General features: G+C 49.7%; 24 protein-coding genes. 11 read left to right on the top strand and 13 right to left on the bottom strand.

Features of this window, described 5'->3' with window-relative positions; all coding sequences use genetic code 11:
* Nucleotides 1-94: 94 nt before the first annotated feature.
* From EK22_RS17100 to EK22_RS17080, 5 genes are read right to left on the bottom strand one after another with little or no spacing between them, the layout of a single operon-like run.
* Nucleotides 95-1,909 (bottom strand): vWA domain-containing protein, encoded by a 1,815-nt coding sequence (locus EK22_RS17100; RefSeq protein ID WP_020158791.1) that lies wholly within the window; start codon nucleotides 1,907-1,909, stop codon nucleotides 95-97.
* Nucleotides 1,906-2,886, bottom strand: a complete 981-nt coding sequence (locus EK22_RS17095) for a vWA domain-containing protein (RefSeq protein WP_036252927.1) — start codon at nucleotides 2,884-2,886, stop codon at nucleotides 1,906-1,908. The genes EK22_RS17100 and EK22_RS17095 overlap by 4 nt, the downstream gene beginning before the upstream one ends.
* On the bottom strand, nucleotides 2,873-3,355 hold the full coding sequence (locus EK22_RS17090) for a DUF4381 domain-containing protein (RefSeq protein ID WP_051954366.1): 483 nt from the start codon (nucleotides 3,353-3,355) through the stop codon (nucleotides 2,873-2,875). Before EK22_RS17090 ends, EK22_RS17095 begins: the two co-directional genes overlap by 14 nt.
* The gene (locus EK22_RS17085; protein WP_051961949.1) at nucleotides 3,352-4,278 is read right to left on the bottom strand and encodes a DUF58 domain-containing protein; all 927 of its coding nucleotides are present in this window, start codon (nucleotides 4,276-4,278) and stop codon (nucleotides 3,352-3,354) included. Before EK22_RS17085 ends, EK22_RS17090 begins: the two co-directional genes overlap by 4 nt.
* Nucleotides 4,278-5,270 (bottom strand): AAA family ATPase, encoded by a 993-nt coding sequence (locus tag EK22_RS17080; RefSeq protein ID WP_036252925.1) that lies wholly within the window; start codon nucleotides 5,268-5,270, stop codon nucleotides 4,278-4,280. The genes EK22_RS17085 and EK22_RS17080 overlap by 1 nt, the downstream gene beginning before the upstream one ends.
* 396 nt (nucleotides 5,271-5,666) lie before the next feature.
* Here EK22_RS17080 and EK22_RS17075 point away from each other — a divergent pair, with 396 nt between their 5' ends.
* The 6 genes from EK22_RS17075 (at nucleotide 5,667) to EK22_RS17050 (ending at nucleotide 9,832) form a co-directional block, all read left to right on the top strand.
* Complete coding sequence (locus EK22_RS17075; RefSeq protein WP_036252923.1) at nucleotides 5,667-7,007, top strand: POT family MFS transporter; 1,341 nt, start codon at nucleotides 5,667-5,669, stop codon at nucleotides 7,005-7,007.
* A gap of 53 nt (nucleotides 7,008-7,060) precedes the next feature.
* On the top strand, nucleotides 7,061-7,636 hold the full coding sequence (locus tag EK22_RS17070; RefSeq protein WP_020158785.1) for a DUF4124 domain-containing protein: 576 nt from the start codon (nucleotides 7,061-7,063) through the stop codon (nucleotides 7,634-7,636).
* Nucleotides 7,637-7,643: 7 nt separating this feature from the next.
* The gene (locus tag EK22_RS17065) at nucleotides 7,644-8,474 is read left to right on the top strand and encodes an SDR family oxidoreductase (RefSeq protein WP_020158784.1); all 831 of its coding nucleotides are present in this window, start codon (nucleotides 7,644-7,646) and stop codon (nucleotides 8,472-8,474) included.
* A gap of 3 nt (nucleotides 8,475-8,477) precedes the next feature.
* Nucleotides 8,478-8,669 (top strand): CPXCG motif-containing cysteine-rich protein, encoded by a 192-nt coding sequence (locus tag EK22_RS17060; protein ID WP_020158783.1) that lies wholly within the window; start codon nucleotides 8,478-8,480, stop codon nucleotides 8,667-8,669.
* A gap of 154 nt (nucleotides 8,670-8,823) precedes the next feature.
* Nucleotides 8,824-9,207 carry a hypothetical protein gene (locus tag EK22_RS17055; protein ID WP_020158782.1) on the top strand — a complete coding sequence of 128 codons (384 nt, stop codon included), beginning with the start codon at nucleotides 8,824-8,826 and terminating at the stop codon, nucleotides 9,205-9,207.
* A 241-nt stretch (nucleotides 9,208-9,448) separates the two neighbouring features.
* The gene (locus EK22_RS17050) at nucleotides 9,449-9,832 is read left to right on the top strand and encodes a hypothetical protein (protein ID WP_020158781.1); all 384 of its coding nucleotides are present in this window, start codon (nucleotides 9,449-9,451) and stop codon (nucleotides 9,830-9,832) included.
* A 483-nt stretch (nucleotides 9,833-10,315) separates the two neighbouring features.
* On the opposite strand, the gene EK22_RS17045 is transcribed toward EK22_RS17050, so the two are convergent.
* The 8 genes from EK22_RS17045 to rpmH all read right to left on the bottom strand — a co-directional run bounded on the left by EK22_RS17045 (nucleotide 10,316) and on the right by rpmH (nucleotide 16,603).
* Nucleotides 10,316-11,986, bottom strand: coding sequence for an ATP-binding protein (locus EK22_RS17045; RefSeq protein ID WP_081917944.1), 1,671 nt, complete (start codon nucleotides 11,984-11,986; stop codon nucleotides 10,316-10,318).
* Nucleotides 11,976-12,161, bottom strand: coding sequence for an AlbA family DNA-binding domain-containing protein (locus tag EK22_RS24965; protein ID WP_081917943.1), 186 nt, complete (start codon nucleotides 12,159-12,161; stop codon nucleotides 11,976-11,978). The genes EK22_RS17045 and EK22_RS24965 overlap by 11 nt, the downstream gene beginning before the upstream one ends.
* Nucleotides 12,158-12,388 carry a hypothetical protein gene (locus tag EK22_RS17040; protein ID WP_152565133.1) on the bottom strand — a complete coding sequence of 77 codons (231 nt, stop codon included), beginning with the start codon at nucleotides 12,386-12,388 and terminating at the stop codon, nucleotides 12,158-12,160. Before EK22_RS17040 ends, EK22_RS24965 begins: the two co-directional genes overlap by 4 nt.
* 430 nt (nucleotides 12,389-12,818) lie before the next feature.
* Nucleotides 12,819-14,168, bottom strand: a complete 1,350-nt coding sequence (gene mnmE / locus EK22_RS17035) for a tRNA uridine-5-carboxymethylaminomethyl(34) synthesis GTPase MnmE (RefSeq protein ID WP_036252921.1) — start codon at nucleotides 14,166-14,168, stop codon at nucleotides 12,819-12,821.
* Between the two features lie 9 nt (nucleotides 14,169-14,177).
* Nucleotides 14,178-15,878, bottom strand: coding sequence for a membrane protein insertase YidC (gene yidC, locus EK22_RS17030; protein WP_036252935.1), 1,701 nt, complete (start codon nucleotides 15,876-15,878; stop codon nucleotides 14,178-14,180).
* On the bottom strand, nucleotides 15,871-16,107 hold the full coding sequence (yidD, locus tag EK22_RS23775) for a membrane protein insertion efficiency factor YidD (RefSeq protein WP_081917942.1): 237 nt from the start codon (nucleotides 16,105-16,107) through the stop codon (nucleotides 15,871-15,873). Before yidD ends, yidC begins: the two co-directional genes overlap by 8 nt.
* Entirely contained in the window at nucleotides 16,089-16,457 is a 369-nt protein-coding gene (gene rnpA, locus EK22_RS17025; RefSeq protein WP_020158772.1) for a ribonuclease P protein component, read from the bottom strand. The genes yidD and rnpA overlap by 19 nt, the downstream gene beginning before the upstream one ends.
* Before the next feature lie 11 nt (nucleotides 16,458-16,468).
* The gene (rpmH, locus tag EK22_RS23770) at nucleotides 16,469-16,603 is read right to left on the bottom strand and encodes a 50S ribosomal protein L34 (RefSeq protein WP_081917941.1); all 135 of its coding nucleotides are present in this window, start codon (nucleotides 16,601-16,603) and stop codon (nucleotides 16,469-16,471) included.
* 171 nt (nucleotides 16,604-16,774) lie between these two features.
* On the opposite strand from rpmH, the gene dnaA reads away from it, so the two are divergent.
* The 5 genes from dnaA to lgt all read left to right on the top strand — a co-directional run bounded on the left by dnaA (nucleotide 16,775) and on the right by lgt (nucleotide 23,758).
* Complete coding sequence (gene dnaA, locus EK22_RS17020; RefSeq protein ID WP_036252918.1) at nucleotides 16,775-18,091, top strand: chromosomal replication initiator protein DnaA; 1,317 nt, start codon at nucleotides 16,775-16,777, stop codon at nucleotides 18,089-18,091.
* Between the two features lie 184 nt (nucleotides 18,092-18,275).
* Nucleotides 18,276-19,427, top strand: a complete 1,152-nt coding sequence (gene dnaN / locus EK22_RS17015; protein WP_036252916.1) for a DNA polymerase III subunit beta — start codon at nucleotides 18,276-18,278, stop codon at nucleotides 19,425-19,427.
* A gap of 8 nt (nucleotides 19,428-19,435) precedes the next feature.
* Nucleotides 19,436-20,512 (top strand): DNA replication/repair protein RecF, encoded by a 1,077-nt coding sequence (gene recF / locus EK22_RS17010; protein ID WP_036252913.1) that lies wholly within the window; start codon nucleotides 19,436-19,438, stop codon nucleotides 20,510-20,512.
* A gap of 46 nt (nucleotides 20,513-20,558) precedes the next feature.
* Nucleotides 20,559-22,973 carry a DNA topoisomerase (ATP-hydrolyzing) subunit B gene (gyrB, locus tag EK22_RS17005; RefSeq protein WP_036252911.1) on the top strand — a complete coding sequence of 805 codons (2,415 nt, stop codon included), beginning with the start codon at nucleotides 20,559-20,561 and terminating at the stop codon, nucleotides 22,971-22,973.
* Between the two features lie 2 nt (nucleotides 22,974-22,975).
* Nucleotides 22,976-23,758 (top strand): prolipoprotein diacylglyceryl transferase, encoded by a 783-nt coding sequence (gene lgt, locus EK22_RS17000; protein WP_036252908.1) that lies wholly within the window; start codon nucleotides 22,976-22,978, stop codon nucleotides 23,756-23,758.
* Nucleotides 23,759-23,775 lie beyond the last annotated feature (17 nt).

The raw sequence follows: 23,775 nt of genomic DNA, 5'->3' as shown, positions 1-23,775 counted from the left end.
TCGATAGGGTCCGACTAGTATTAATTTCAATAATCTCATGTTCATCTTCATAAATTTGAATGATGCGGCGTTACAATTGCTTCAGTTATGCTGTTTACCAGGCAGCTTCTGAGTTCGACCGTTTCTTACGGTCCGGCTGCCGCTCCTGTTGTCCGTATTGGTATAAAAACTTGCGTTTCAGCAGGCCTGCCGGATCGTCGGGAATTCTGTTAAGCCATTGTTCGCTGGCCTGCGTCGCTTCGTCCTTGGTTTCCACAGGCGACTCGTCGGGCTTTTGCGCGGCTTGTTGCTGCGCTTCTCCCTTGTCCTGTTGGCCGGGCTGCCGGCTTTTTTCGGCGTCCTGCTTTTCCTGCTCGGGCTTGTTTGGCGGTTGCTGATCTTTCGGCGGCGGCTTGTCGGACGGTTGCCGGTCGGATTCATCGTCCGGTTTTTGCTGATCACCGGACTGATCCGCTTGATCGCTGTCTTTTTGCTGCGAGTCATCCTTGGACTGCTGCTGTTTATCATCCTGGTTTTGCTGTTTTTGCTGATTCTGTTGCTGTTTTTGCTTTTCCAAAGCTTTTTTCACAATTTCCTTATTAGCCTTGGCGTCTTCAGCAAGCTTTTTATCAGGTGATCTTTTTAAGGCTTCATCATAAGCGGATAGAGCCTCTTCATATCGTCCGGATTTAGCCAACACATTGCCTTGATTATAAAAACCGGTCGCTGTTTTGGGCGTTTTCATCGTCCCGAATTCCTCTTGACCCGCTTTATACTGAGCCGCCGCCTTCCAATCCGGATTTTCAAACAGCTGCGCGGCTGTGCCATAGTCGCCCTGTCGAAATGCCTGCTGGGCCTGCTGGTCTTTGGTGCGCCACAAATCCGGCCAGTCCAGGGCATAGCTGTTTTTCGGCAGCGGCAACAGCAGCAACATGGCCCAGCACAACAGGCCTTTTCTGAACGTCAGCGCCGCCAGCGGCAAAACCAGCAACAGAATCCACGGCCCCTTATCCTGCCACTGATCCAGCAGACCGTCCTTTTTCTCGGCACCCTGCTCCTTTATGGGTTGATCCAGTGCGGCCAGCAAGGTATCGATATCGCTGTCGTCGGCGGTTATCGATTGATAGATGCCATGCCCTGCCTGCGCCAGTTTCGTCAATTCATCGACATTCAGTCTGGTGACTACGATATCACCCTGCTCGTCTTTTAAAAAGCCGCCGGCCGGCAACGCGATCGGCGCGCCTTCGGCAGTTCCGACGCCCAATATCGATAGCTGGTAGCTGCCCAGCGATTTTACCGCCGGCAGGGTTTCATCGACATCGACGCCGTCGGTCACAAGCAATAATTGCCCTTTCTGAAGACCGGCCTGTCTGAACAGTTCCTGTGCTTTTTCCAGAACCACGGCCGTATTGCTGCCCTGAGTGGGCATGATATTGGTGTTTAACGCCTCCAGCTGGCTGGCTATGGTTTCGGTATCGTCAGTCAGCGGCGTGACCGTAAAGGCATCGCCGGCATAGACCAGCAACGCGGTCTGACCGTCTTTCCGCTGTCTCAGAATATCGGCAATCTTATAGCGGGCGCGAATCAGGCGGCTCGGTTTGATATCGGCGGCATCCATGGAGCGGGAAAGATCCAGAGCGATGACCAGGGCCGAATCATTGCGGAAAACCGGCGCCGGCAGCCGTTCCCAGGCAGGTCCGGCCAGCGCGATGATCGCCAGGAAAGCGGCGACAGCACCGGCAGTCAATGGCCAGCGACTTTGCCTGACCGCCTTCTCCTGCAACAGATAAGGCAAAAGGGCCGCATCACAGACCGCCGACCAATTACCCTGCCTGAGTTTGCTCCTCAGCATTAAAACCAGCAGCACGCCATACGGTATCAGGGCCAGCAGCCAGTAGGGCCTGATGAAATGAAAATCGGCCAGATTCATAACAACCTCACTCGGGACGATGCAATCACGGCCGCCAGCAGCAGCGCGCCGGCCAGCGGCCAATAGTACAGTTCGCTCCGGGGCCTGAAGTATTGTTTGTCTTTTTCCACTGGCTCCAGCTGATCCAGCAATTGATAGATCCTGCTGAGCTCATCGGTATTTCTGGCCCGGAAATAAACGCCGCCGGTTTTTTCGGCAATGGCCGTCAAGGTTTCTTCATCCAGATCCTGGGACGGGTTGACTTTATGAGCACCGAAAAAAGTGCGTACAAGCATTTCATCGGCGCCAATGCCGATCGTGTAAATTTTCAACTGGTTTTCGGCGGCCAGTTCGGCCGCTTTCAATGGCGAGACTTCGCCGGCGGTATTGGCGCCGTCCGTCAACAGTATCAGCACCCGGCTGTTGACTTGTTGATTCTTGAGCCGTTTGACGGCCAGGCCGATTGCATCACCGATTGCGGTATTGTCGCCGGCCAGCCCGATGGCCGACTCATCCAGCAAGGTCATGACGGTTTTTCTGTCGAAAGTCAAAGGCGTTTGCAGATAGGCCTGCGTACCGAACAGGATCAATCCCAGCCGGTCTCCGGCGCGCCGATTGATAAAGTCGCCGGCCACCCATTTAGTCGCTGTCAGTCTATCCACGGTTTGCTTGTTGATAACAAAGTCCTGCACCTCCATGCTGCCCGATAAATCCACGGCCAGCATCAGATCCCGGCCGCTGACGGCCTGCTCGATCGGGTCACCCAGCCACTGCGGGCGGGTACAGGCGGCAACCAGCAAAATCCAGGCGATGCTGGCCATCAGAAACGGCCATTGCCTCGTTTGCGAAACGGCGCGGGTCTCGACTTCGGAAAAATCATCAAGAAAAGGCACTTTCAAGGCAGCCTGCTCGACCGGATTACAGGCCGGCAGCAGCCAGCGGATTAACAAAGGCAGGGGTAACAGGCTGAGCAGCCAGGGCCATTCAAAATGAATCATTTTTCGCTTGGGCTTTGAGCCAGTCTTCGCACAGACTGATTAAATGTGAAATTTCCGCATCGGCCAGTTGCGTTTTTCGATACGGTGCATCGCTCAAACAGCAGCCGATGCCTTCGCTGAAAGGCGAGCCTTTGACCGAGCCGTCCAGATAGGCCAGCCATGCCCGGCCTGTCAAACCGGCGGCTTGGGTCCTGGGCGCTACACTGATCGCTACGCGCCGGATCAATACGGAAAGCTCGACCACTTTGCTATGGTTATCGAGCGTTGGATCCTGTTTGATTTGCGCCAGCATTTTTTTAGCGGTTTTGACGGCGGTCTTGCGGGTCAGACGCTTGTATAGCCAGACCAGCAAGAATATCAGCAAGGGCAGCGATACGGCGACCAGCCACCAGCCAGTAGCCGGCGGCCACCAGCCGATCGCTTCCGGCATGTGTATATCTCTCAAGGGAAGTTGAGCCGGTTCCATCATCTATGCCCCAATAAATATCTCAAACGTTGTACCGGATCCTCGTCGGTGCCGCATTGCATGAAAACCAGGCCCCGGCTTTGCGCCAGCTGGCCCAGGCGCTGCTGGCGCTGGGCAAAGCGTTGCTGGTATTGCACAGCAGCGCTGGAATCGGCATCGACAACCACATCGCGTTCTTCATCGGTAAACCGGTACCGGCCCTTGACAGGCAGCGCGCTTTCCAACGGATCGTAAACCATGATCAGGACGACGTCGCAGTGCTGCGATAATTTTAGCAGGTGCTTTTCGGCTTTTTCATTGAGGCCGCGAAAGTCGCTGATGATGTAAACACGACTGCCGGGACGGGCATGCTGCGCCAAGCGCGCCAGCACGTGCTCCAGCGTCAGGGTATCGGCCGTCCGGTCGGCTGGCTGCACCAAGGCATTGAGAAACCGCAATACCGCATGCTTGCCGTTCTGCGGTTTTAACTCGCGGCAGGCCGTATCGGAAAAGATCTGGCCGCCGATCCGATCGCCGTGATGCTGCGCCGTCCAGGCTAGCAAACCGGCCAGCTTGGCCGCCAGGACCGACTTAAAGACGCCGCGCGTCGCGAAATGCATGGCGGCCCGGTTATCGACGGAGATGAATATCGGCCGCTCGCGCTCCTCGCGGAACAGTTTGGTATGGGGTTTGCCGGTGCGGGCCGTCACGCGCCAGTCGATGCTGCGGATATCATCGCCGGGCTGATAAAGCCGCGCCTCGTCAAATTCCATGCCCCGGCCCTTAAAGCGCGAGACATAGCCGCCGCTTTGTGTCGAGCGTATCAAGGCATGCTGCAAGTTCAGACTGGCCGCTGGCCTGGCAAGATCAACCAAGGTTTTGAGCGACACTGAAACCAGTTCGCTGTCTGACTGTCTGGCATCGCCCGCCTGTTTACTGAAAAACATCAAGGTACGGCAACTCTGGCAATGAGCTCTCTGATGAAATGATCGGTCGTGATGCCTTCGGCCTCTGCTTCGTAAGACAATATCAGCCGGTGGCGCAGGACATCGTACGCCATGTCCTGAATGTCCTCGGGACTGACAAAATCGCGTTGCGCCAGCCAGGCCTTGGCCCTGGAACAACGGTCCAAGGCAATGCTGGCTCTGGGGCTCGCACCGTATTGCAGCCAGCCGGCCAGGTCTTTGCCGTAAACGCCGGGGTTGCGCGTCGCCAGCACGAGCTGCAGCAGATAGTCTTCAAGGCTATCGGCCATGTAGAGATCCAGCACTTCATTGCGGGCCTCGAACAAAGTCTTTTGATCGATTGGCTCAAATTTGGCATTGTTTTTTACCGACTCCAGTCTGGCCTCGTTCCGGGCCAGGTGCAGAATGCTTTTTTCATGCTCCGCTTGCGGGTAATCGATTTTCACATGCAGTAAAAAACGGTCCAGTTGCGCTTCAGGCAATGGGTACGTGCCTTCCTGTTCGATAGGGTTTTGCGTCGCCATGACCATGAACAGCTGCGGCAGCGGATAGGTAGCCTGACCGACGGTAATCTGGCGTTCGGCCATGGCTTCCAGCAGCGCGGCCTGCACTTTGGCCGGTGAACGGTTGATTTCATCGGCCAGGATCAGGTTATGAAACAGAGGCCCTTTTTGAAACTCGAAGCTGCCCTGTTGGGGGCGATAAATTTCAGTACCGGTTAAATCAGCCGGCAACAGATCCGGCGTGAACTGTACGCGATGAAAGTCCCCCTGAATGCCTTTGCTCAAGATATTGATCGCTCTTGTCTTAGCCAGGCCAGGAGCGCCTTCAACCAGAATATGGCCATCGGCCAATAAGCCGATCAGCATTCGTTCAACAAGCACATCCTGACCGATAATTTCTTGATTAATATAGGTTTTTAACCTCATTAACGATGATTGACTGGTACTTATATTGCTGTTTTGTTCTGACATAGTCCAATTGTAGGTTTTAAATCCATAGCTTGGGGGCCTAAAGCCGCACCAACAAAAATTAATAACCGGAGCCGAGGTTATCCCTTGTAAACAATCTTATCGTAATAAAGTTCCATATTTTATACGGATATTCCAGCTGACGACATAGAGTAACTTCTGTATGTATCCGTGAGTAACCTGTGGATTACTGGGGACATACTCGCAGCCGGCAAGTTATCCACAAGCTGTGCACAGAATGTGGATAACCTTAACCGCAAATTATAGATTGTTTTAAGTTGATGATATTAGAAAATAAATTTTACTTATCCACAGATTTTGTCAAGCTAGTAATAACAATAGGTTTTTAAATATCTTATTTTGTTATGATTAAAGCCGGAAAAATAAACGGTCATCGTCATGGAATTGTATAAAACCAAACCTGATTCATCCGACACCTTGCCCACCGGCATCCCTTATATCGTCGGCAATGAAGCGGCCGAGCGCTTCAGTTATTACGGGATGCGCGCCATACTGGTGATTTTTATGACACAGTATCTGGTGGACTCAACGGGTCGGCCCGATGTCATGTCTGAAAATGAAGCCCAGGGCTATTTTCATTTATTTGTCTCGGCCGTGTATTTCATGCCGTTGTTCGGCGCCTTACTGGCTGACGGCCTGCTGGGCAAGTACCGCACGATTATTTTTTTATCGCTGATTTACTGCCTGGGGCATTTTGCATTGGCGGTTGACGATACCCGCATCGGTTTGCTGATCGGACAGGGGCTGATCGCAATCGGCGCGGGCGGCATAAAGCCGTGTGTTTCCGCGCATGTCGGCGATCAGTTTGGCATGGCTAACCGGCATTTAATCGGCCAAGTCTTCAGCTGGTTTTATTTTTCCATCAATCTCGGCGCTTTTGCCGCGATGCTGATTATCCCCTGGCTGCTGCATCATTACGGTTCTTCGGCAGCCTTTGCCGTTCCCGGTTTTTTAATGCTGCTGGCCACCTTCACCTTTTGGACGGGGCGGTATCGCTATGTACATATACCGCCAGCCGGCACGGTTTTTATCAAGGACATGTTCGGTGCTGTCGGTTTGACAGCTTTAAAAAAGCTGGCCTCCATTTATGCTTTTATTGCTATATTCTGGGCTTTATTCGAACAAATCGGCTCATCCTGGATATTGCAGGCGCAAAAAATGGACCGTATGATCCTGGGGGTCGAACTGCTGCCATCACAGATTCAGGCGGCCAACCCGTTGCTGATCATGCTGCTGACGCCACTGTTTTCCTATCGGATTTATCCGTTTTTAAACCGGTTTATTGAACTGACGGCATTAAGGAAAATGACCATCGGTTTGTTCCTGACCACGCTGGCTTTCACCCTTGCCGGTTTCATTCAAACCGATATCGATAACGGCTTGACGCCGTCGATTATCTGGCAGTTGCCGGCTTATTTGTTGCTGACATCAGCCGAAGTCATGGTTTCAGTGACCTGTCTTGAATTTTCCTATACGCAGGCGCCGAAAACCATGAAATCGTTTATCATGGCGTTTTATTTCCTTTCGGTGGCGGTCGGCAATCTGTTTACCAGCACCGTCAATTTTCTTATTCAAAATGCCGACGGCTCCAGCAAACTGGCCGGTGCCGATTATTTCTGGTTTTTTACCGGCTTAATGTTGATTACCGCCGTGCTGTTTTGGCTTTCGAACCGTTACTATACCGAGCAGTCCTATTGGCAGGATGAGCAAAATCCCTGATGTTGCCTATAATTTTTTAATTTGACTTTCACGTAACATCACTGGGGAGTACGATGCGATTCATACTGGTTTTTTTGGGAATTCTTTTTTCCGCCCATGCGGCTGCCGGCGTTTATAAATGTACGGGGAGCGACGGCAAAACAGCTTATCAATCGACCCCATGCCTGGCCGGGCAGAGCAATGTCGAATTGAATGTTAAAACCGGCAGCGCTACCGATCTGGATGAACAACGAAAACAACAGGAAGAACAGCGTAAAAAACTTGATCAAGACAAACTTGAACGGGAGAAACTTAAGCAGCAACAGGCCCAATTACACAAGGCGGCCGCCGATGAAAGCGCCAAAAATCAATTGCTTATCAAAAATAATCCGGAAAAGTTTTCCGCTTATGCAATTCCTCCTTATCTGCCCGGCCAATTGCCGGATGTGGCCCAAAATTACCAGGACCGCTTGCCGGATATCGAGCGCTTGAGAAGACAGGCGGCGGAACAGGCTCTGGCCACCGGGCAATGCGGCCGCGTTGAAGCATCGGAACTGAATGCAAAAAGCAGCCGGGATGCGCTGGTCTTTTTAATCAATTGCAGCAGCGGTAAAAGTGTTTATTTAACAGAACAGGAATTAACTCAGTAACTATTCTATGAATTCTCCAAAAACCATATTAATTACGGGCTGCTCCAGCGGCATTGGATATGTCACGGCTGTCGAATTAAAAAAACGCGGCCATAATGTTATCGCTTCGGCAAGAAAGCCTGAAAGTGTCGCCCGGTTGAGCCGGGAAGGTTTCACTGCCGTCCAGCTGGATCTGGCAGACAGCGACAGTATCCGCCAGGCGGTCAGGCAAGTCATAGCCTTAACGGACGGAAGAATAGATGCGCTGTTCAATAACGGGGCTTTTGGACAGCCTGGCGCGGTGGAGGATTTAAGCCGCGATGCCTTGCGCAGTCAATTTGAAACCAACCTGTTCGGCACTCATGAGCTGACTAACCTGCTTATTCCCGTGATGCGCCAGCAGGGCCATGGGCGCATTATCTATAACAGCTCGATATTGGGGCTGGTCGCCATGACTTATCGTGGGGCTTACAATGCCAGCAAATTCGCGCTGGAAGGTTTGGCCGACACATTACGACTCGAGCTGCACGGCAGCAATATCCATATCTCGCTGATAGAGCCAGGTCCGATCCTGAGCGATTTCAGAAAAAACGCGTTTGAACTGTATAAGAAAAATATAGATCCGACGCATAGTTTCCATAAGGAAACGTATAAAGCCATGGAGGCACGCCTGCAGAAAGAAGGCCCGGCCGCGCCATTCACGCTGCCCGCCGAAGCCGTCTCTGAAAAAGTCATTCATGCCTTGGAAGCCAAGCGGCCTAAGCTGCGTTATTACGTGACAACCCCGACCTATGCCTTTGCTTTTCTTAAGCGCATATTGCCCATTTCCTGGATGGACGGGCTGCTGCGAAAGGTATGACGCGTGCATGACCTGAAAGAAGTCGATGTTGTCTGCCCCTATTGCGGCGAACTTATTGATATTCTTGTGGATACTTCTTCCGGCCCGCAGGAATATTATGAAGATTGTTCGGTTTGCTGTGCCCCGATCTTATTTATATTAGCCGTCGACGAGGCCGGAGAAATTTACCTTACTATTAAAAGGGATAATGAATAATATTCATTATCATTCAGTTTTAATTTTTTTCTGTGCTAGAATGCCGCGCTCTGCGTAGCCATTAATTAATTTGAATTCTTGCTTTCCCGCATAAACTCTCATTTTAATCGTTATGTCTGAACCCCATAAATAAATATCTGAGGTTTATAGCCCAATGAAAGCATTAAAAAAAATAGCAGTCTCTTTATTTGTAACCATTTCCCTGGCTTCGGCTTCCACAGCTTTTGCTAAAAATCCAACAGGCGAAGAAGTAAAAGTTGCTATCGATGATACTGTCGCTAAAGTGGAAGAATCCATTGCCGCCATTGAAAATGGTGCCGATAACGAAGCCGTTATGTCTTTGATTAATGACGCGCGCCAAATGCAAAAAAATATCTCTAATAATGAGCTTGATTTAAAACGCAATAAAGCCAGTTCAAAATTGAAAGCGGCACGTATTGAAGCTCGTAATAATGATATGAAAGCCTCAGAACAGCAGTTAAAAGAAGCTTTAGCCGGTTTTCAAGAGATAAAAGAAATATACGCTAAAACTCATTAATACCTGAATAATGTCGGATTTGATTGTTCTTATGATCGAATCCGACTCTTTTGAAATCCCGCCACCGGCTTTAATTTAAGTCGCTAAAATCCGCCTATTCTGCTTTTTCAATCCTCTTGGTCATTGAAAATGCTCAAAATGTGTTAGAATTACCGCCGGTAGATAACTCTTGACCATGAAAATAGATAGTTATACTGCCAATATAACTTGAAATAACTACAACTTGTGGGATTAGTGCAAAATGAAAATCTTAAAAAAAGTCTTACTGTCTTTATTGATCGCAACATCAATGGGAGCTGTTTCATCTTCTGCGTTTGCTGAAGATCCAGGCAGAATCGTATACGCGCCAGCTGATGCGATCGATATGACTGTAGGCAAAATCAAGGCAGCGATAGACGCTATCAATAGCGGAGCAGAAGGCGCTGCTGTTGCTGATTTGATTAAAGAAGCGTCAGATACAAGTAAAGAAATCAATGCTAATGACAAAGTAGACGTAGCACGCTCAAGAGCGAACGGCAAACTGAAAAGTGCACGCTCACATGCTAAAAAGAACTCTTTACAAGAAGCAGAACAAGAATTGCAAGATGCTTCAAAAGCTTTCAGTGATCTGAAAGGATTATTGTAAGAACGCCAAGCTATATCAGGACAGCTTCCAGTTGCCTGATATAGCTGCTACTCTCCTTCCTTGGCTACCACCTGAAGCATTTTTCAATAACCCCTGATTTTATTTTCAATCCGGAAAGTAAAATCCCAGTCCTATCAATTATCCATTAATCGCAGTTGCAGCGATTTAAGCTGACATTGTTTGCTACTTGATTAACCAAAGTGAATTTGGGGAACAGCAGGAATTTAAGATTTAAGAATTTAAATTGTCGGATGAGACAAGTTTTCAACGCTCTTTGACACACCGTCTCTGGCTTTCAATTTTTGCCAGTTGTAGTTTTCCGGTATCAGCCTGGCCTGGTTATAAGGCGGCTTGGTACGCTCATCGGCCATTTTAGAAACATCAAATCAGTCAGTTGCTCGACATGATCACCATAGCTCATGCCATCATCACGTAGCACGTCGCAGTAATTCCAGAGTTTTTGTACGATGTTGGCGGGACTCATTAATGTTCTATCCTGGTTTTATAAGCTTGTTGAGGATGATTATGTTGTATTGGATAGCGAGCTTCTAACAAACCCGCTTTAAGCATAGGCTTGATATAGTGGTTTCTGACGCTATCTGGTGCCCGATTTAATAATTCGGCTAATGTTCGGAGCGATAAAAATTCATCAGCACACAATTGTATAATGACAGATTTCACCTGCTCCGGGGCCGTGCGCTGCTTATTTCTTATTGGCTCTGCAAGACTTAACAAATGTGCATAATGTTCGGAGTTGCTGCCATTATGTTCGAAGCTAGTCTCCTTATGTTCGGACTTCCTTTGATAATGCTCGGAGTTAATGTCCATTTCAGAGAACAAATCCGGCACTATTTTGCCTTGTAAAGAATAACGCGTTCCCCGCCCATTTTCTGATTGCTTGAGGCATCCTTGCTGTACTAAATTTTTTAAATGATCACCAATTTCGCGAGGATGTTCAGGGCGATGAAGCTTGATATCGGCATTACCTATTTTTCCAAAGCGATGCGCCAAAACCAGGATAAATCGGTCAAGCTCGGACAAATAACTGTAAGCATCACCGACAATATCTTTAATCTCCTGATCGATTTCTTCAGGTATCAGACTGATGACCGGCAGGGTCATCTGGGTCATATCTAAATCCAGCTTCTCACTGACCAAAGGCTTCAGCCACGATTGTTCGCGCCATGCGCGCAGGATTTTCGGCATGCCCGATCCCGATTTCTCGCCCAAGCCCAATAACTGAAACATTTTCAGCATGGCCGGATTACGCGGATCACTAAGACCACCTTCATAGAGTTGATCCAGCGAAATCCGCAAACGGCCGGGATTTAAAAACTCTATTCGGTCGCGCCGTTTGACTATTTTAATCGGGCGTGTGGAACGATGATCGGCATGTACCAGACAGTTGATCAGTGCTTCGCGCAACGCTTCATGAACATGCGTTTCACCTTGCCTGATGCCCTGGGTGTCCAGCTTGAACGGCACATCCAGATCGTCGGTTAAACGCCGATAAACCCGCGCATAGAAATTAAAAATGTTGCTTTCCCAGCGGCCATCCAGGGTCAGGCGATAAGTCCAGCGCACTTCAGGATCATCGGACAGATGCTCCTGGTAATCCAGCTGATAATGCGGAAAAGCCTCAAGAATGCTTTGTTCCTTGCCGAACATAAACAGACCGGCCAGAGTCAGCCCTTCTTGCCCCGTCTTGCGGTTGCGTCGCCAACCATTCAGTTTCTCCAACAAGCCTTGATTGTCCAGCGCCAAGAATGGATGATCCGGCTCTCTGGACACGAACCGATTGCGATAAGCCTTGAGGGTGTCGGAATCCAGATCCTCTATCGTAAAGTTTTCAATAATACCGTAATCCTGCGGCTCGTCACTGGCATCACGCAACATTTGCCGCACTTCTGTTTCGGTGCAGCGGTAATCGCCTTCATAGTTGCGTTTGTAGGTACCTATTAATGGATTGCCATTGATATAGACCGGGCGCTGCATGCGAGAAGCTTGAGGTACGCGTATCAATAACAGCGATTTGCCCTGTACTGTTAAGATTTTTATATCGTCTTCATGACACAGTGGCGTGCTGAGTTTTCTGGCGTCATTATGGCCGTCCCAAAAGGCTTTACGTTGCGCTTCCGGATTTTTAATGCCCAATATCCAGCTTGCCTTTTTTCTCCTGCACGCCTAAAACCAGATAACCGCCCTCGCTATTGGCGAATGAAGAGAGGGTTTCCCATAGGGATTTCGGCAGCCCGCCGTCGGCCGACTTGAAGTCGATTTCCTGGTCTTCTCCGAGATCGAGCTGATTCAACAGTTCCGCTTCGGTCATGCGCTCTGCCCTTGCTTTATTTTTTCCAGTAATACGCCAGCGGGTTCATCATCAGGGTCTTGCGGAACCAGCCTGCCACTAAAGGCTTTTTTCAGGATTGACTGGCGCATGCGCTCGGCGCGCTTCAGGTTGGTATTGATTTGCTGCTCGATCTCGTCGGCGATCGAGAGGCGACGTTCTATTTCTGAAATGATTTGAAGTTGCTCGGCTAGGAGCCTGTCGGACAATAAAATTGGCGGCCTAAATTTTTTGGAGCGAGCCTTTCATGGGCAGTTAAATCGGCATTCAAAACGATTAACGAGTTGGTTTCTGGTGAGAATCCACCTGGCTTTGCCGTCGTTCAGTATCCATCGCTGGGATTTGTGTTGGTTCTCTGGTTTATCCCGTCGCCAAAACATGCATCCGTTTCAAATTGTAGGCCATGGCCACCCACTTCCGTATGGCGCGTGTGATGGCAAGACTATTGATCAACTTGCTAAAAAGGAACCTTACTAAAATGAGTATGAAGAAAAGCGTTTTGAAGCTGCTTTTAAGCGATTCGTATAGAGAAAAAATTATTTTCTCAGCCTGAAAATTATATGCGCTTGCCTTGTTAAAATTACCAGTTATTGTAATTTAATGAGTTATGAAATGACCTGAAATGACGTGATACAACAATCACTTTCCGATACAGAAACTGGAAAATATTTTCCCCAACAAATCATCGGATGTAAATTTTCCGGTAATTTCCCCCAGACTGTTCTGAGCCTGCCTTAAATCTTCCGCGACCAGTTCGCCGGCCTGGCTGCCCTGCAATTGATGCAACGCACTCAGGACAAAGTCATAGCCTTTTCCTAGAGCTTCAATATGGCGTCTTCGGGCTATAAACACATTATCGGTCTGTTCCTGGTAGCCCATGCACTGTTTCAGATGCTGTCTGAGCAGTTCCATGCCGGCACCTGTTTTAACGGACAGGTGAATTTCACAACCTGCCGTTGTCTGCCTTATCTCAGGTTCCCTGTCGGTTAAATCTATTTTGTTATAAATCCGGGTGAGGCTGACATTTTCCGGCAAATAGGGCAGCAGTTGCTGTTCATCTTCGCTGTCTCGGCTGTCCAGCAGCAACAGAATTCTGTCAGCCTGCTTGATTTCTTCCTGTGCCCGGCGTATGCCTTCTTTTTCCACGGCATTGTCGCTTTCTCTCAAACCGGCCGTATCGATCACATGCAAAGGCATGCCATCAAGCTGAATCCGCTCTCTTAGCACATCCCGGGTCGTGCCGGCGATATCGGTGACGATGGCCGCGTCATGTCCGGCCAGGGCATTGAGCAGGCTGGATTTGCCGGCATTGGGTTTGCCCGCCAGCACGACGGTCATGCCATCGCGTAACAGGCGGCCTTGCCGGGCCGTAGCCTGGATCTGTTCGATGCGCTCCAATAAACGGATGATGCGGTTTTCCACGACCCCATCGCTTAGAAAGTCGATTTCTTCATCGACAAAATCGATGGCGGCTTCGACATAGGTGCGCAGTTCCGTCAGCTCGGCGACCAGCGCATTGATCTGCTCCGAAAAAACGCCCTGCATGGATTTTTGCGCGGAGCGTACGGATTGCTCGGTGCTGCTTTCTATTAAATCGGCGACAGCTTCAGCCTGTGCCAGATCAAGTTTGTTATTCAGGAAGGCGCGCTCGGTAAATTCACCGGGATTGGCTAATCGAATGCCCAGCGACAGAACTCGCCGCAGCAGCATATCCAATACCACGGAACCACCGTGCCCTTGAAGTTCAAGGACATCTTCACCGGTGTAGGAAGCAGGGGCGGGAAAATAAATCGCGATGCCGGAATCGATCGCCGAACCGTTTTCATCGAGAAAAGCCGAAAACAGCGCCAATCTAGGCTGTAGGGGTTTGGTGATCAGCTGTTTGGCTATGGCCGTAACATCAGGGCCTGAAATGCGGATAATACCGACACCGCCATTCCCTGGCGGTGTTGCAATTGCTGCAATGGTATCGAAAGAGTCGAAGTTCACTAATACAAATTATGCTTCTTCATTGATCTGGCGGGTAATATACGATTGCTGAATGATAGACAATGTATTGTTAACAACCCAATATAAAACCAGACCGGCCGGAAAGAACAAGAAGAAAATAGTGAACACGATAGGGAACATTTTCATGATCTTGGCCTGAATCGGGTCAATCGGCGCCGGATTCAGACTTTGCTGGATTTTCATGGTGATACCCATCAGCACAGGCAAGACATAAAAAGGATCCATGGCCGACAAATCCTGTATCCACAACATGAAAGGCGCCTGGCGGAGTTCCACCGTTTCAACCAGTACCCAGTACAGGGAAATAAACACCGGGATCTGGATCAAAATAGGCAGACAGCCGCCTAAGGGGTTGACCTTTTCGCGTTTGTACATGTCCATCATTTCTTTATTAAAACGAGGCCTGTCATCGGCAAAGCGTTCCTGCATTTCTTTAAGACGCGGCTGAATTTTGCGCATCTTTGCCATTGACCGGAAACTGGCTTGCGACAGTTTGAAGAACAGCAGCTTAATGCATAAGGTCACGCCGATAATGGACCAGCCCCAGTTGCCCACCACGTCATATATCTGGTTCAGCAGCCAGTAAATAGGCTTGCCGATAAAAGTCAGCCAGCCGTAATCAACCGTCAGTTCCAAGCCTTTGGCGATGTCTTCCATCATCGGCTGAATTTTAGGACCGGCAAATAATTGCGAGGTAAACCGGACATCGGCATTGCTGGCGACAGTCATAGGCTCTGAATAAGCGCCAATCACATAGCGCCAGTCTTTCAGCTCCTTCGTGTAAAAATGGTTTTCCTGATCGGCCGGCGGAATCCATACAGCCGCGAAATAATGCTGAATCATGCCTGTCCAGCCGCCTGTAGTCTTGACGCTCAGATTCTCCTCGGCCATATCATCGAAGTCCACTTTCTGATATTTTTCTTCCTCGGTATAAAAGACGCCGCCTGTATAGGTTCTGATAAAAGTATTGCCTTTCTCATCCTGATAAGGCACGCGCATCAGCTGGCTGTATTGTCTGCCGGTCCAGGGTTGGGCGGAATTGTTCTGTACTTTCTGTTCCAGACCGATTTGATAACTGCCGCGTTTAAACGTAAACATTTTAGTTACCACCAGACCACTGCTGTCGGTCCAGGTCAATGGCACCGTCAACGTGTCCTGACCAGGTTCCAGTACGTAACTGTCTTTTTCGCTATTGAAAACGGTATGGTGAGTAGCCGCGGCTGTTGAACCGCTATCGGCAATCAAGCCGCTTTGCGCCAAAAATAATTTGTCCGGGTTGCTGTCGAATAACCGCGTTGGTGCAAGATTTTTTTCCGAAACCGACAGGCCGAGCATGTCGCGCAGGCTGTTGACGATGGTATTTTCTTTTTCCACCGGATATTCCAACAGATCCAGATTACGCAGTGTGCCGCCCAAGGTATCTATTTCCAAGTTCAGGACATCGGTTTTTACTTTGATGATTTTAGCCGAAGGCACGGCGACGGACGGTACCGATGAGGATTCCTGTTTCGCGTTTTCCGTCGGCGCAACGCCGCCGGTAGCGGCTGGCAGGTCTTCTTTCGTGTTCGTGGTATTGGGATCTGTTACTGCGACGGGCGGTTTGGGGCCGTAGTCCACCTGCCACGCCTGCCACAGCATAAAAACGAGCATTGCAAAAGTAACGATTAATACAAATCTAATATTATCCATTCTTATTATTACCAAATTTTTCTGGAACAGGATCAATGCCACCTTCATGAAAAGGGTGGCATTTTGATAATCTTCTGAGCGTGAGATAGGAGCCGGTTACGGCGCCATGGAGCTGAAGCGCTTCCAAGGCATAAGCGGAACAACTGGGATAGAAGCGACAATTATTGCCAAGTAAGGGGCTAATAAAGTACTTGTAAAACTTTATGAATGTTATGAGTATGAATCGCATCGGGTTACCAATTTAAGCCAATGCCTTTCCAAAGACTTTCTTAGCAAGTCCGGCGGAGCATCTGCTGCATCCCTGCGAGCCAAGACAACAATGTCTATATTTCCTATGCTTTGTTGCTTTAATCGATAGCTTTCCCGGACAATACGTTTAATTACATTCCGTTGTATTGCCTTTTTTATATTTTTTTTGGCAATTGCCAAGCCTAGCCTCGGATGATCAAGATCATTCCTGATGGCTAACAGCGTGAAATACTGATCGCTTGATTTTACAGGCTTAGCAAAAACCTTTTTATATTCAGCCGGTTTCTTTAACCGTAACTGTGGGGGAAAACCGAAAACTTTCTCAGCCACATACCGGTTAGTTAAACCGTTAATTTGGCGCGACCTTTTGCTCTGCGAGCGTTGATCACTCTGCGTCCGCCGACTGTCGCCATTCTGGCGCGGAAACCGTGAGTTCTGGCGCGTTTGATTTTACTGGGTTGGTATGTTCTTTTCATTGATTCAGGACCTGATCAGATTAGGGTTAACAAAAACGGATAAAAAAGACGTTGGATGATAAAATAAAGAACATAGCCCTGTCAATTCTGTAGTGCATTGTTTTATTGCTGTATAGTGGCAGCCAAGCAAAATTCCTTCACTAATTAAAAATCAATATCTTATATACTTCAATGAGCTCAATTTGGAATAACTGCCTTTCTAAACTTGAAAATGAAATCTCCAGTTCCGATTTCAGTACATGGATACGGCCGCTTCAGGCCATAGAAAGCGACGGACAAATCAAACTGCTGGCGCCAAATCGCTTTGTACTGGACTGGGTCAAGCAACATCATTTTGCCAAAATTGAAGAAACCATTCATGAATTTTCCAATGGTGAATTAGGTCTGATTCTTGAAATCGGCTCAAAAAAATCCACCGTACCCACCGCCGCAACGATTGCCAAACCGGCCGAAACCAAAAAAGCCAGCCCCAACTTTCTTAATAAGGCCTTTACTTTCGACAATTTTGTCGAAGGCAAATCCAATCAGTTGGCCAAGGCCGCATCGATCCAGGTTTCCGAAAACATCGGCAAGGCTTATAACCCGTTGCTGATTTACGGCAGTTCAGGATTGGGCAAGACCCACATGATGCATGCGATCGGCAATGCCGTTCTGCAAAAAAACCCGTCGGCCACGATTGTTTACCTGCATTCGGAAAAATTCGTCCAGGACATGGTCAAAGCGTTGCAACAAAACTCCATCAATACCTTTAAGGAATATTACCGTGGCGTAGACGTGCTGCTGATCGACGACATTCAATTCTTCGCCGGCAAGGAACGCTCGCAGGAAGAGTTTTTCCATACCTTCAACACCTTGCTGGAAAAAAAACATCAGGTGGTTTTAACCTGCGATAAATACCCGAAGGAAATCATCGGACTTGAAGACCGCTTGAAATCGCGATTCGGTTGGGGGCTTCCTGTTTCCATCGAACCGCCGGACATGGAAACCCGGGCCGCGATCTTGATGAAAAAAGCGCATCTGGCGAATGTGGATCTGCCTCAGGAAGTCGCGTTTTTTATCGCGAAAAGAATTCCGTCCAATGTCCGCGACCTGGAAGGCGCGTTAAGGCGCGTGATTGCCAATGCACAATTCACGGGCCGCGAAATCACGACCGAGTTTACCAAGGAAGCGCTGCATGACCTTATCTCCCTGCAGGACAAGCTGGTCAATATAGACAACATTCAAAAGACCGTGGCCGAGTATTTCAAAATCCGCGTGGCCGATCTGTCCTCCAAGAACAGACGGCAATCCATTACCCGGCCGCGGCAAATGGCCATGTCGCTGGCCAGGGAGCTGACTTCGCACAGTTTTCCGGAAATCGGCGAGGCTTTCGGCGGCCGTGATCACACAACGGTCATGAATGCCTGCAAGCGCATCAGTGAACTCAAGGAAGCCGATAGTAAGGTGGCCGAAGACTATTCCAATCTGTTGAGAACTTTGTCGCATTAATCGTGCACAAGCTGTGGATAAACCGGTGCGTTATTAACAGCCTCGTTTTAACTACAGCCGGAACACAAGCAGTTACAACTTTAAACACATCATTTATAACAGGCTAGCTGATTGATTATTAAGGTATAATTAGAGTTATCAACAGTTTCATGCAAGCTAGTAATAACAGAAAAAATATTCTTTTATGAACTTTATTATTAATAGAGAAGAGCTTTTAACGCCCCTACAGCAAATAGTCAGTGTCATAGAAAAAAGGCAGACCATGCCGATTCTCTCCAATGTGCTGATGGTAATCGAAGACAATCGGCTGATTTTGACCGGTACGGATCTGGAGATTCAGATCGTGGCCAAAATCGATATCGGTACCGCGACATCCGGATCGATCACGGTTCCGGCGAGAAAATTCCTGGATATCTGCCGGTTATTGCCCGGCGGTGCCGAAATCAAATTCGAGCAGGAAGATGATATCGCCATGGATGGTGTGAATGCCGCAAGCCAGTCGGGAACTGGCGCGGCGAAAGTCAAAATCCTGTCCAACCGCAGCCGCTTTTCCTTAAGCTGCCTGCCGGCGGACAATTATCCGGAATTTGCCGAATCGGAATTCGAGCATCAATTCTTTATCAATGCCGGCAAATTTAAAAGGGCGCTGGAGAAAACCATATTCTGCATGGCCAATCAGGATGTCCGTTATTATCTGAACGGCCTGCTGCTGCATATTTCCAACAGCAAATTGAAGCTGGTGGCCTCGGATGGACACCGCTTGTCGATTTATGAAGACCAGTTGGATCAGGCGACCGGCTATGAAGCGCGAATCATCCTGCCCAGGAAAGGCGTTCTGGAACTGAGCCGCTTGCTCGATGATCCGGACGCCGAGTTGAGAGTCGAGTTTTCCGGCAACAACATCCGGATCTTTATCAAGAATCTGGTGTTTTCCGCCAAACTGGTCGATTCAAAGTATCCCGATTTCAGCAAGGTGTTCCAACAGGCGTTTTTCAATCAGATCCATATTCAAAAACAGCAACTGAAGGAAGCTTTAACCCGCGTTGCGATCCTGTCCAACGAAAAATTCAAGGGCGTCACGCTGGACATTTCGTCCGGCAGTTTAAGAATCAGCACGCACAATCCCGAGCATGACGAAGCCGAGGAGGAGCTTTTTATCGAATACACCGGCGAACCTTTATCGATCGCCTTCAATGCGCAGTATTTGCTGGATGCCGTCTCCAATCTGGATTCGGAACTGGCGGTATTGACTATTGCCAGCAACGCCAGCACTTGCTTCATCGATGAACCCAATGATTCTTCCTACAAATTTATTGTCATGCCGATGAGGCTGTAATATTACGGATGAGTTTGTTGAAACTGGATATTTACCATGTCAGGAATATCCATCAAGAATCCATCAGGCCTTCTCCAACAATCAATTTCGTTGTTGGAGAAAATGCCAGCGGCAAAAGCTCGCTGATAGAAGCTATTTTCATTCTCGGACGGGCTCGATCTTTCCGTTCCACATCCATCAAGCCGGTTATCAGTTTCGATCAATCGCATTTAATCGTTTCCGCGCAAGCGCTGCAACCGGATGGCAGCCATTGCCATTTGGGCATTCAACTGGACGGCAAGGATTTTGAAATTCGTATCAACCAGCAATCCAGACAGAAAAAGTCGGATTTAGCTTATGCGCTGCCTATGCAATTGATACATCCGAAAAGTTATGAATTGCTCGACGCCGGCCCGCAGATCAGGCGCGAATTTATAGATTGGGGCGTTTTTAATGACCAGGCGAATTTTTTGCCGGTCTGGCGCCGATTCAAAAAAGCATTATTGCAGCGTAATTCCTTATTAAAAACGAGGCAGCTTGAACAAATCAATGTTTGGGATAAAGAACTGGTTTATTACGGTACAATAGTCGATAACTACCGCCAGCAGTACCTGCAAAAGTTAAAGCCTGTTTTTATTGAGATTATCAAGCGGTTTCTCGACATCGGCTGCATAGACGTCCTGTTGACTTCGGGATGGGATGACGCAAAGCCCTTTCAGCAGGTTTTGACCGAAGACATGGATAAGGATCTGCGTTATGGATTTACCCACAGTGGACCGCATCGTGCAGACTTTCAATTATTGGTTAATAACCGACTGGCAAAAGATTTTGTTTCACGCGGCCAGCTGAAACTGCTGGTATTGAGCCTGAAGCTTGCACAGGTTCAACTGCTGGCTAACGAGCGCGGCAATATCGGCTGTATCCTGGTGGATGATTTTGCGGCCGAGCTGGACGTGACGAACCGGGCCAGGCTGCTTGCCTATCTTGCTGAGTTACAGTGTCAGGTTTTCATCACGGCAACCGAACAGACTGACCTTGGCGATTTGAGCCGGTTAAAAGAATATAAAATGTTCCACGTGGAACATGGACATATAAAACCCATGTAATGTTTCACGTGGAACATTACGGCAACAACAGAAAGCGGACAACTACATGAGTAATCACAACGATCAATACGACAGTTCCAACATTCAAGTTTTAAAAGGGCTGGATGCAGTAAGAAAACGGCCGGGCATGTATATTGGCGATACCGATGACGGCTCCGGTTTGCATCATATGGTTTTCGAAGTCGTGGATAATTCCATAGACGAAGCCTTGGCCGGTTACTGCAAGGAAGTCAGAGTGATTATTCATAGCAACGGCTCGGTTTCAGTATCCGATGACGGACGCGGCATTCCGGTCGATATTCACGAGGAGGAGGGGCGTTCGGCGGCGGAAGTGATTATGACCGTGCTGCATGCCGGCGGCAAGTTCGATGACAATGCCTATAAGGTATCAGGCGGCTTGCATGGCGTCGGTGTCTCGGTCGTGAATGCCCTGTCGGAAGAATTGAATCTGGAAATACGCAAGAACGGCCAGTTGCATAAACAAAAATACATCATGGGCGAGCCGGTAGCGCCTTTACAGGTTGTCGGGCCTGTCGAAGGCAGCGGCACCTTGATCAACTTCAAGCCCAGTTCCCGGACCTTCAGCGATGTGGAATTCCACTACGATATTCTGGCGAAGAGGCTCAGGGAGCTGTCATTCCTGAATTCGGGCGTGCGCATCATCCTCGAGGACGAGCGCAACGATAAGAGCGATGTGTTCGAGTTTGAGGGCGGCATCAGCGCCTTTGTCGAGCATCTGAACAAGAACAAGACGCCGTTGTTCCCGGAGGTATTCCATTTTGTCGCCGAAAAAGAAGGCGTCACCGTCGAGGTGGCGATGCAATGGAACGATTCCTACCAGGAAAACGTGTTCTGCTACACCAACAACATCCCGCAGCGCGACGGCGGCACGCATCTGGCCGGTTTCAGAAGCGCGCTGACACGCACGATCAATCAATACATCGAAACCAGCGGCCTGGCGAAAAAGGAAAAGGTCGCCACTACCGGCGATGACGCCCGGGAGGGCCTGACCGCCGTGCTATCGGTCAAGGTGCCGGATCCGAAGTTTTCCTCGCAGACCAAGGACAAACTGGTTTCATCGGAAGTCAAACCGCTGGTCGAATCGACCATGAATGAGAAATTGCAGGAGTTTTTGCTGGAACGGCCGCAGATCGCCAAAGCCATCGCCGGCAAAATCGTCGACGCGGCCCGGGCCAGGGAAGCCGCGCGCCGCGCCCGCGAAATGACGCGGCGCAAAACCACGCTGGATATTGCCGGCCTGCCGGGCAAGCTGGCCGACTGCCAGGAAAAAGATCCCGCTCTGTCCGAACTGTTTATCGTGGAAGGGGACTCGGCCGGCGGCTCGGCCAAACAGGGCAGGGATCGCAGAACTCAGGCCATTCTGCCGCTGAAAGGCAAGATTCTGAATGTCGAGAAAGCGCGTTTCGATAAAATGATCTCATCCGAAGAAGTCGGTACATTAATCACGGCCTTAGGCTGCGGCATCGGCAAGGATGAATACAACCTGGACAAACTGCGTTACCACCGCATCATCATCATGACCGATGCCGACGTCGACGGTTCGCACATTCGCACCTTGCTGTTGACGTTCTTTTACCGCCAGCTGCCTGAAATCGTCGAGAAAGGCTATATCTATATCGCCCAGCCGCCGCTATACAAAGTCAAGAAAGGCAAGCAGGAGCATTACGTCAAAGACGATATGCAATTAAATGAATACCTGATTCAACTGGCGCTTGACAAGGCGCAGTTGTTTACCGATGCCTCGGCCCCGCCGATCCAGGGTCAGGGCCTGGAAAAACTGGCCCGGGAATACACCGGCGTTGTCGCTACCATCAATCGGTTATTCAGACGCTACGATGAAAGCTTCCTGGAGCAATTGGCTGTTATGGGTGTGTTGGATGATGAGATCAAACAGGACCGGGAAAAGCTTGCTGACTGGCTAAGCGAGCTGGAACGGCAGCTGAATCAGAAAACCGGCGAAGCGGTGTTTACAATAGAACTCGATTATAAGGCCGGCAATGATTTCTCTGTCGTCGTCAACAAACGCCTGCATGGCATCACAAAAACCTTTGTCCTGACGGCGGCGTTTTTTGCCGGCAAGGACTACAAGCAAATCGCGCAGTATGCGCAGGATACCACCGGTATGTTCAGCGAGCACTCCTTCATTCAGATGGGTGAACGCCAGCAGCAGGTCGGCAGCTTTAAGCAAGCGTTTGAATGGATGATGCGGGAAGTCAAAAAAGGCCAGCACATCCAGCGTTACAAAGGTCTGGGCGAAATGAATCCGGAACAGCTGTGGGAAACCACGCTCGATGCCAACAACCGTCGGCTGCTGCAAGTCAGAATCGAGGATGTGATTGCCGCCGATGAGATTTTTACCACGCTGATGGGCGATGTGGTCGAGCCGCGCAGGGACTTCATCGTTAAAAATGCCTTGGATGTGACTAATCTGGACGTGTAATTATGCTGAGTTATCCGAATATCGACCCGATTGCCATTAGTATCGGCCCTTTGAAAATTCACTGGTACGGCCTGATGTACCTGATCGGCTTTGCCGCCGTCTGGGTGCTGGGCAAAAAAAGAGCCGAACAGCCCTGGTCGCCCATCAAGCCCGAGGCGATTGAAGACCTGGTGACCTACGGCGCCCTGGGCGTGATTCTGGGCGGCAGAATCGGCTATATCCTGTTCTACGGCTTCGGCGAATTTCTGAATGATCCGCTGGTCCTGTTCAAGATCTGGCAGGGCGGCATGTCGTTCCATGGCGGCATGCTGGGCGTATTTGTCGCGATGTGGCTGTTCGCCAGGAAACAACAGTGCACGATGATGCAGCTGACCGACATCATCGCGCCGCTGGCGCCTATCGGCCTGGGCGCCGGCCGTATCGGCAATTTCATCAACTCGGAACTGTGGGGCCGCACGACCGATGTGCCCTGGGCCATGGTATTCCCGAACGGCGGACCGCTGCCGCGGCACCCCTCGCAGCTGTACGAGGCGTTTCTGGAAGGCATCGTGTTATTCACGATTCTTTGGATTTATAGCCGCAAGCCCAGGCCGACCATGGCGACGACCGGCCTTGCGGTCATGCTGTACGGATGCTTCCGGTTTTTCGTCGAATTCTTCAGAATGCCCGATGCGCATTTGGGATATCTGGCGCTGGACTGGGTGACCATGGGCCAGATCCTGTCCACGCCCATGATCATCATCGGCGCCCTGATGTTTTATTTTGCCCACAGAAAAAGCGCATGAAACCGTATCTTGAACGG

The sequence above is a fragment of the Methylobacter sp. BBA5.1 genome, from assembly GCF_000746145.1.
Classification (GTDB): domain Bacteria; phylum Pseudomonadota; class Gammaproteobacteria; order Methylococcales; family Methylomonadaceae; genus Methylobacter; species Methylobacter marinus.
This window is presented reverse-complemented; position numbering and strand designations above follow the sequence as displayed.